Consider the following 7,522-nt stretch of genomic DNA (forward strand, 5'->3'; position numbering starts at 1 on the left):
GCTGCTGGCCGATCAGCAGGAAGACGAAGCCCTCAAGGAGGAAGTCGACAAGCCGCCACACGGCGCTCGTCTGCAACCGGGCGGCGCCGGAGCCGAGCTGGGGCGTCTGGTGGCCGACGATCAGCCCGGCGATCACCACGGCGAGCACACCGGAGACGCGCAGCTCCTCACCCACCAGGTAGGCCACGAACGGTGTCGCGAGCGAGATGGCGTTCGACAGCAACGGATCGGTGGTGAGCGGTCGGGCCAGACGTACCAGCCAGGCGATGGCCGCCCCCACCGCCACCCCGCCGACCGCCGCCAGCACGAACTGGCCGACGGCGGCCGGGAACGAGAATTCGCCGCCCACCGCGGCGGCCACCGCGACGCTGAGCATCGTCAGGGCGGTGGCGTCGTTCAGGAGCCCCTCACCCTGGATGATCGTGACCATCTTCGGTGGCAGGTTGACCCGGCGGCCCACCGCGAGCGCGGCCACCGGGTCGGGTGGCGCGACGGCGGCGCCGACCGCGATTCCGGCGGCAAGTGTCGCGCCGGCGACGAACAGATGGAAACCGATGCCGACGAGAACGCCGGTGAGAAGCACCAGCAGCACGGACAGGCTGACCACGATGCGCAGGTTGCGGCGGATGTCCAGCAGCGAGGAGTCCAGTGCGGCGCTGTAGAGCAGCGGCGGCAGCACGACCATGAGCACGAGGTCAGGATCCAGCCCGACGTTGGGGCCCGGGAGCAACGCGTACGCGATGCCGATGAGCGGCAGCAGCGCCGCCGCCGGCAGTCCGGTGCGGGCCGCCACCCACCGCACGGCGACGATCACCGCGACGGCGGCGAGCACGAACAGCAACATCGAGTGGGTGCTCACGTGGTGACGTCCCCCTGGAGCGGCGCGAGCGAGATTGTTCGGGGTGCCGGGCGGTCAGCGCAGCACGCAGCGGTGACGAGCCTACCCGCTTGATCAGCCGAACTTCCTGGTCGACCGGGCGGGGCCCCTCCCGTGCGTGGCTGCCCCGCCCTGCTCCACCCCACCTTCGCCGGACGCCGTGTCGGACGGCTGCGTTACCTTCTCCGCCATGCCGATGATCACGATCGCCGATGAAGTGACCGGAGCCCCGAGCGGACCCGAGTGGAGCGTGGAGGTCTTCGAGGAGTCGCTACGCCTCGACGAGTTGATCCGGCGGCGGACATTCCTGGAGGTCGCCGAGTCCGGTGCTGACGTCGACGCGGAGGCGCGGACGCAGGTGGCACTCGACGCGTTCCGTCGCAACGGGTTCGTCGTGCTTGTCGACGACCGGCAGGTGACAGCCCTGGACGAGAAGGTCCGCCTGCACGCGGGGTCGCGGATCACCTTCCTCAAGCTCGTCCCGCTGGTGGGTGGCTGATGGACACGCACGACGCGGAGTTGGCACTGCGTGACGTGGTCGACACCGTCAGGGGATGGTGTGAGCGGAGCGACAACACCCTCAACGAGCATGGACGGCGGGATTTCGTCAGCCGGATGACCACGGTGCTCGGCTGGGTGTCGGCCGGCACGCTGCCCGCGCTGCTCGCCGCGCTCACCGATCCGCACGGGCCCTACCAGCTCGCTGCGCCGCAGGTCGAGCTGCTGCCGGAGGCCATCCGGCAGGGTGAACTGCTTGCCGCCGCGGTGGCGGACCTGGGCGGCCACGACGCGGACCATGATCGCCGTCGCGCCGCGGCGATGACAGTGGTCGAAACCCTGCCGATGCTGGCGTACCAGACCGAGACCCCGTGGGACCGCGCCCGTCGCGAGGTGTGGGCCCGGGCGGCGCAACTGCTGGCCGCGCAACCGGCGCCGGTCCGGCAGACGGTGTTCGACGCCTTGACCGTACCGGGGGAGGACAGCGACGGGCGGGGCACGCTGATCCGTGCCGTGCGCTCCGGCGGCAGGCTCGACGGCGCCGTCTGGCTCGACCGGCTGGGCGGTCAGGCATGGTTGGGCTTCGGTTACTGGAGCACGCAGCTCAAGCAGTTCACCTGGGAGTCCATCCAGGCGGAGGCGTCGGCCGGGCGGGTGAACCCGGCGGCCCTGGCGACCTGGCGCCGGACCCGGGTCGAGCGTTCGCTGCGCGACATGAGCGACGAGGCTGACCGGGTGTGGCCGATCCCCAATGTCGGCGAACAGTGGGCCGACCGCGCGATCGCGGACGTCGAGGCGATGCCGGAGGACCGCCGGGCCGCGTGGCAGGCGCTGCTGGCCCACTGTTCGGTCGAGGCGGACAAGGCGAAGCCGTCGGCGGGCTGGCGCAAGCAGGCTCGGTCGCTGCTCGACGCGGTGGGCGGCGACGAGTTCACCGCCCGGCTCGACGATTGGCTCCCGCTCGTGGGGCAGGCGCGTACCTTGCCGCTGCGCATGACCAAGTGTTGTCCCGGCCACCTCGCGGACGTCCCGCCCCGGATGATCGACCGCTACAACGTCGGGCTGCTGTGGGGCCTGGTCTGGCTGCGGACGATGCTGCCGTCGTCGGAGGAGACCCTGCGCAGCCTCGGCCAGATCGCGGAACGAGCAGCCCGCAAGATTCCGGGCCACGGCCCGGCCAGCCCGAAACTGGCGAACGTCGCGGTCGCGGCGCTCATCGACTCCGATCATCCCGCCGCCCTCGCGCAACTGGCCCGGCTCGCGTCGCGGCTGACCTACAAGAGCACCCTGCGCATCGTGGAGAAAGGCCTGACCCAGCAGGCAGAGGCGCTCGGCGTCAGCCGCGAGGACGTCGAGGAGATGGGCCTGCCCGGTTTCGGCCTTCCCCTCGCGGACAAACTGGGTGACTGCTCGTACGAGCTGGAGGTGCGCGGCATCGACGCCGTCCTGGTGTGGCGCAACGCGGACGGCAAGGTGGTCAAGGCCCCACCCGTGCAGGTGCGTAAGGAGCACGGCGACGAGCTGAAGGAGCTGAAGGCGACCGTCACGGACGTCGCGGCGACGCTGATCGCCACCCGCGACCGCCTGGAGGGGCTGCTGCGGCGGGACCGGGCGTGGACCGTCGAGCAGTGGCGGGAGCGTTTCCTGGACCACCCACTGGCCCGGACCCTGGCCCGGCGTCTCATCTGGACCGTCGACGGCGTGGCCTGCTGCTGGGGCGGCGACGCCCTGCGGAGCGTGGACGACAGGGTTGTCGAGCCCGCCAGCGACGCCACGGTACGGCTGTGGCACCCGGTCGACGACCCCGCCGCGGTCCAGGCCTGGCGGGACTTCCTGGGCCGGCACACGATCACCCAGCCGTTCAAGCAGGCGCACCGTGAGCAGTACCTGCTCACCGACGCGGAGCGCGCCACCGGCACGTACTCCAACCGGTTCGCCGCGCACATCGTGCGCCAGCACCGTCTCAACGCGCTGCTGTCCCGGCGCGGCTGGTCGTACGTCCAGCACCGCAACGACGGCGCCAGCTACGACCTGCCCTGGTTGGCCCTACCCGACTGGGGTCTGCGGGCCCAGCTGAACATCGCGGGCATCGAGGATCGTGCCGACGACGCGGTGTTCGACACGATGGGAACCGACCAGCTGTGGTTCGCCCGGGGTGAACGCACGCCGGTGCCGCTGGAGGAGATTCCGGCGGTCGTGCTGAGCGAGGTGATGCGCGACGTCGACCTGTTCGTGGCCGCGGCCGGCGTGGGCAACGACCCGAACTGGTACGACGGTGGCCCCCAGGGCCGGTACCGCGACTACTGGTCGCAGAGCAGTTTCGGCGACCTCACCCCGACCGCCCAGACCCGCCGGGAGGTGCTGGCCGAGCTGATTCCCCGGCTGGCGATCGCCGGCCGGTGCACGGTCACCGACCGGTTCCTCGAAGTGCGCGGTGACCTGCACACATACCGCATCCACTGCGGCTCGGGCAACATCCTGATCGCCCCGGACGACAGGTACCTGTGCATCGTTCCTGCCTCGGCGAAGGCGAAGGAGCCGGAGATGTTCCTGCCCTTCGAGGGCGACAGCCGGCTCGGCGAGATCATCAGCAAGGCGTTGCTGTTGGCGGCCGACAAAAAGATCAAGGATCCGGTGATCCTGCACCAACTCTGAGGCACCAACGGGAGCGGCCGTGCTGTCGCCAGGACCCGGCGACAGTTGTTGTTTCGCCACTGGCCGAACGAGTTCAGCGGCCTGGTGCCGGAGTCGGCGGGGTCGTGCTACCCCGCTGCCCCTACGCTGGCGACACGAGGGAATGGTAGGTACTGATGAACCAGCACGCAGCGGCACGTGCCAGGGCGATCCCTGACACGATCCGGGCAGACGTGGAGACGCTGTGGAGCTACCACGACATGCGCCACGAGTTGCGCCCGTGCGACGTGGGAATCGGGTTGGGCAGTCATGACCTCGGTGTGGCCGTCATCGCGACGCGCTTGTTTCACGAGGGGCTGTTCCCCAGGATCGTGTTCACCGGCGCGAACGCTCCGACGACCGTCGAGCGGTTCCCGAGCGGTGAGGCGGTGCACTACCGCGAGTACGCCGTCGAGCGGGGCGTTCCCGTGGAAGCGATTCTCGTGGAGCCGCGTGCGACGAACACCGCCCAGAACCTGGAGTACTCGCGTCAGATCCTGACCGAACACCGGATCCCGGTGAGGTCGGTGCTGATCATGTCGCGGCCCTACCAGCAGCGTCGGGCCTACGCCACCTGCAGGTTGATGTGGCCGGAGGTTGATGTGGTGTGCGCGTCGAACCCGCTCGAACTGGACGACTATGTAATCAGCATCGGTGACCCGCGGCGCGTGGTGGACATGCTGGTGGGCGACACGCAGCGGATCGAGGTGTACGCCGAGCGCGGGTTCGCGATCCCGCAGGAGATGCCGGACGAGGTGCGGACGGCGTTCGAACGCCTGGTGGCGGCCGGCTACACGAGCCGGCTGATATGAGCCCAGCTACCAGCGCGGCTCTCCTGACCGGACGCCCATCCGGTCGCTGAGTTCGACGGCCAGTCGGGGCGGCCGAGGGCGGGTGAGGATGTCCCGGACGAGGTCGCGGGAGAGCTGGTGGTAGCGCACCTGGTCAGCACCGATGACCTCTGCGTTCAGGAGCGCGGCGAGCGCGTCGTCGATGCGGTTCCATCGGGCAAAGGCTCGGGCGGTTTCGATGGCGTGGCGAACCTGTCGCTCGACGGGCACGGTGCTGGTGTCGAGTGGGGCGCCGATGGCGATGGCGCGCTGCACGTCGCCGAGTTCCATGGCCACGGTCGTCTTGTGGATCGTCACGTTGGTCGGCCCGAACGCGGTCCACACGTGGTTGCCATCGGCACCGAGCCGCTGTGCGGCGGCATCGGCCTCGGCGATGTGGGTGTCGGCGGATGCTCGGTCGTCGTCTCGAGCGGCGGCCAGCGCGCAGACGAGATGCAGGCTGCCGTAGACCGACAACAACTGCGGAGTCGCCTTGGCGAGCCGTGGTTCCAGAAACTGCGCTGCGGTGGCGGCGAGGCGGCGGGCTTGGGCGTATTCACCGATGGAGGCCAGGGAGTGCGCAGCAGAGCGGCTGAGTGAGCCGATGACGACGTGGTCGTGGCTGGCGTTGGCGGCGGCCAGCCCTCGGCTGGCTGCGGTCCACGCGAGGTCACCTTCGCCGAGCTTGGTGAGGAACAACGCGGCGAGCTGGTGGGCGTAGGCGGTCATCGCGTGCGCTCGCTGGCCGTTGTCTCCGTCGTACACCTCGGTGGCGGTGAGGCAGTCGTGGATGAGGTAGGGCAGCCGGCGGGCGAGGGTGCCGTACCGGGAGTGCTGGTAGGCGGTCCAGATCTCGGCGACGTCGTCCTCGATCTCGCGCAGTGCGGGAGCTTCGACGTCCCCCGTGCTGGCCAGCGTCGGCGCGAGGTGCCGATAGTCGTGGAGCGCGGCCCGCAAGGCCGGGATGGTCTCGCGTCCTGAGTCGTCCGACCACTCGAACAGGCTCGGTGCGCCGATCAGGTCGCCGAGGGACACGTCGAGGGCTTTGGCGATCGCGCGTATGACCGATAGCCGGTCGAGGTCTGCCCGGTTCGTCTCGACCTTGCGTAACCATTCCTGGGTCTTGCCGACCAGACCGGCCAGCACCTCCTGGGAGAGCCCTCGTCGACGCCGGTAAAAGGCGACGCGCTGGCCGATGGTCATGTCTTCCGTCATCCCTCGCACACCATCACCCTGCCCGCTGAAGGCCGCCGGACCCGGTACGGATTTTCCCGGTCCTCCACACGGGCCGCCCCTACGTTCAGTTCACCTCGGATCACCGGCGTGTGTCGATGCCGGTGTCGGGATGGCTGACAGGGAGCTGCAGATGGAGGGATCGATGGGCGGCGCAGCACACCACGGCTTGGGCCGCTGGCTCGGTCCGTCCGGGAGCGAACTGTCTCGGTGTTCTCCCCGCCTGCGTACCGCCATGAGGGCTGCGTGGGTGGGTGATCGGCGGCCTGCTCCCAGCCGCCGTGATGCGGCGGCGGGCTCGCCTTTCCCCCGGCGTGCCCGCCGCTCATCGTTCCTGGCGGGGGTGGCGGCATGACGGTGTACGTCTCGCGCAACGCGATGGCCGGTCAGTCCCGACGCACCGAGCCCAGGTGGACGTCCTCACAGGGGCGGGGGTGGCCCGCTGATCCGCCGCTGCTCACCTTCGTGTGGCGTCGGTTGTTCGAGCAGCAGGCCCGCGAGGGCGGTCGCCGATGACCGGGCAGCAGCGCCGTCTCGCGGCGAACCGGCTCGCGCCAGCCGAGGTGGAACATCTGCCGATGCGCCCGCTGTGGCTGTGCCGCCGGTGCGGGCAGCCGTGGCCCTGCGGTGCGGCGAAGCTCGCGCTCCTCGCGGAGTACCGGGAAGAGCCGATGAATCTGTTCCTCTACCTGGCCGGCTGCCTGCACGACGCGATCGACGACCTGCACCGGCTCAGCCCGAGCGTCACGGGAAGCGCCGCCGACATCTTCGACCGGTTCCTCGGCTGGCCCGCTCGCCGCACCCACGCCTACCGCGTCAACACCACCACGGCCGTCAGCATCGAAGAGGCCTCCTCGTGAACGGCATTGCCCTCATCAACTTCATCGGCCATCCGGCGATCGTCGGCAGCTTCCACACCCTGGTCGTGCAGCCGACCGCATCTGCAACCTCGGCTGCATCTACCGCTACCTGTCTGACCGGAGTATCCCCAGCCTGAGCGGCGCGGTCGCGCAGGCTTGTGCCGAGTCGATCGCACAGCAAGACAGCGGTCTCGTTCTACCGCGCACGCACGAGCCGGCTCTCCATGACTGTGAACTTGCGCTCGATCAGCCCGCCTTTGGGCGATCAGGAGCCGCCTGCCGAACGCGGCGCGTACATGATCAAGGCGACGCCGACGAGGCAGATGCCTGCGCCGATGACGTCCCACCGGTCGGGCCGGAACCTGTCGACGATGACGCCCCAGGCGAGGGATCCGGCGACGAACACGCCGCCGTAGGCGGCGAGGATGCGCCCGAAGTTGGGGTCGGGTTGGAAGGTGGCGACGAATCCGTACGCGCCGAGGGCGATGACCCCGGCGGCGATCCACCACAGGCCGCGGTGTTCGCGCCAGCCCTGCCAGATCAGCCACGCC

Annotated in this window: 8 protein-coding genes and 1 pseudogene; 6 read left to right on the forward strand and 3 right to left on the reverse strand. The window is 69.9% G+C overall.

What is annotated here, in order from left to right; all coding sequences use genetic code 11:
* Window positions 1-844, reverse strand: an 844-nt coding sequence (locus KBX53_RS15690) for a cation:proton antiporter (protein ID WP_210860059.1), incomplete at its 3' end; no start/stop codon positions are given.
* A gap of 223 nt (window positions 845-1,067) precedes the next feature.
* Between KBX53_RS15690 and KBX53_RS15695 the strand changes: the two genes are divergently transcribed.
* The 3 genes from KBX53_RS15695 (at window position 1,068) to KBX53_RS15705 (ending at window position 4,860) form a co-directional block, all read left to right on the forward strand.
* Entirely contained in the window at window positions 1,068-1,376 is a 309-nt protein-coding gene (locus KBX53_RS15695) for a hypothetical protein (RefSeq protein ID WP_210860056.1), read from the forward strand.
* Window positions 1,376-4,030, forward strand: a complete 2,655-nt coding sequence (locus KBX53_RS15700; RefSeq protein WP_210860057.1) for a DUF4132 domain-containing protein — start codon at window positions 1,376-1,378, stop codon at window positions 4,028-4,030. Before KBX53_RS15695 ends, KBX53_RS15700 begins: the two co-directional genes overlap by 1 nt.
* Before the next feature lie 155 nt (window positions 4,031-4,185).
* Window positions 4,186-4,860, forward strand: coding sequence for a YdcF family protein (locus tag KBX53_RS15705; RefSeq protein WP_030331171.1), 675 nt, complete (start codon window positions 4,186-4,188; stop codon window positions 4,858-4,860).
* 6 nt (window positions 4,861-4,866) lie between these two features.
* Here the strand turns inward: KBX53_RS15705 and KBX53_RS15710 are convergent, their stop codons facing one another.
* A complete protein-coding gene (locus KBX53_RS15710) occupies window positions 4,867-6,093 on the reverse strand; it encodes a helix-turn-helix domain-containing protein (protein ID WP_030331169.1) in 1,227 nt (408 codons plus the stop codon).
* 369 nt (window positions 6,094-6,462) lie between these two features.
* Between KBX53_RS15710 and amcA the strand changes: the two genes are divergently transcribed.
* From amcA to KBX53_RS37150, 3 genes and pseudogenes are all read left to right on the forward strand, one after another.
* Entirely contained in the window at window positions 6,463-6,627 is a 165-nt protein-coding gene (gene amcA, locus KBX53_RS15715) for a multiple cyclophane-containing RiPP AmcA (RefSeq protein WP_167337295.1), read from the forward strand.
* Complete coding sequence (locus tag KBX53_RS15720) at window positions 6,624-6,971, forward strand: hypothetical protein (RefSeq protein ID WP_030331167.1); 348 nt, start codon at window positions 6,624-6,626, stop codon at window positions 6,969-6,971. The genes amcA and KBX53_RS15720 overlap by 4 nt, the downstream gene beginning before the upstream one ends.
* Window positions 6,968-7,161: pseudogene (locus tag KBX53_RS37150) on the forward strand (radical SAM protein); the annotation flags it as partial. The gene KBX53_RS15720 and the pseudogene KBX53_RS37150, both read left to right, overlap by 4 nt.
* A 75-nt stretch (window positions 7,162-7,236) precedes the next feature.
* On the opposite strand, the gene KBX53_RS15725 reads toward KBX53_RS37150, so the two are convergent.
* On the reverse strand, window positions 7,237-7,522 hold a 286-nt coding region (locus KBX53_RS15725; RefSeq protein ID WP_210860058.1), incomplete at its 5' end, for a YnfA family protein.

Origin of the sequence: Micromonospora sp. M51 (genome assembly GCF_018070305.1) — a bacterium.
Taxonomy (GTDB): domain Bacteria; phylum Actinomycetota; class Actinomycetes; order Mycobacteriales; family Micromonosporaceae; genus Micromonospora; species Micromonospora parva.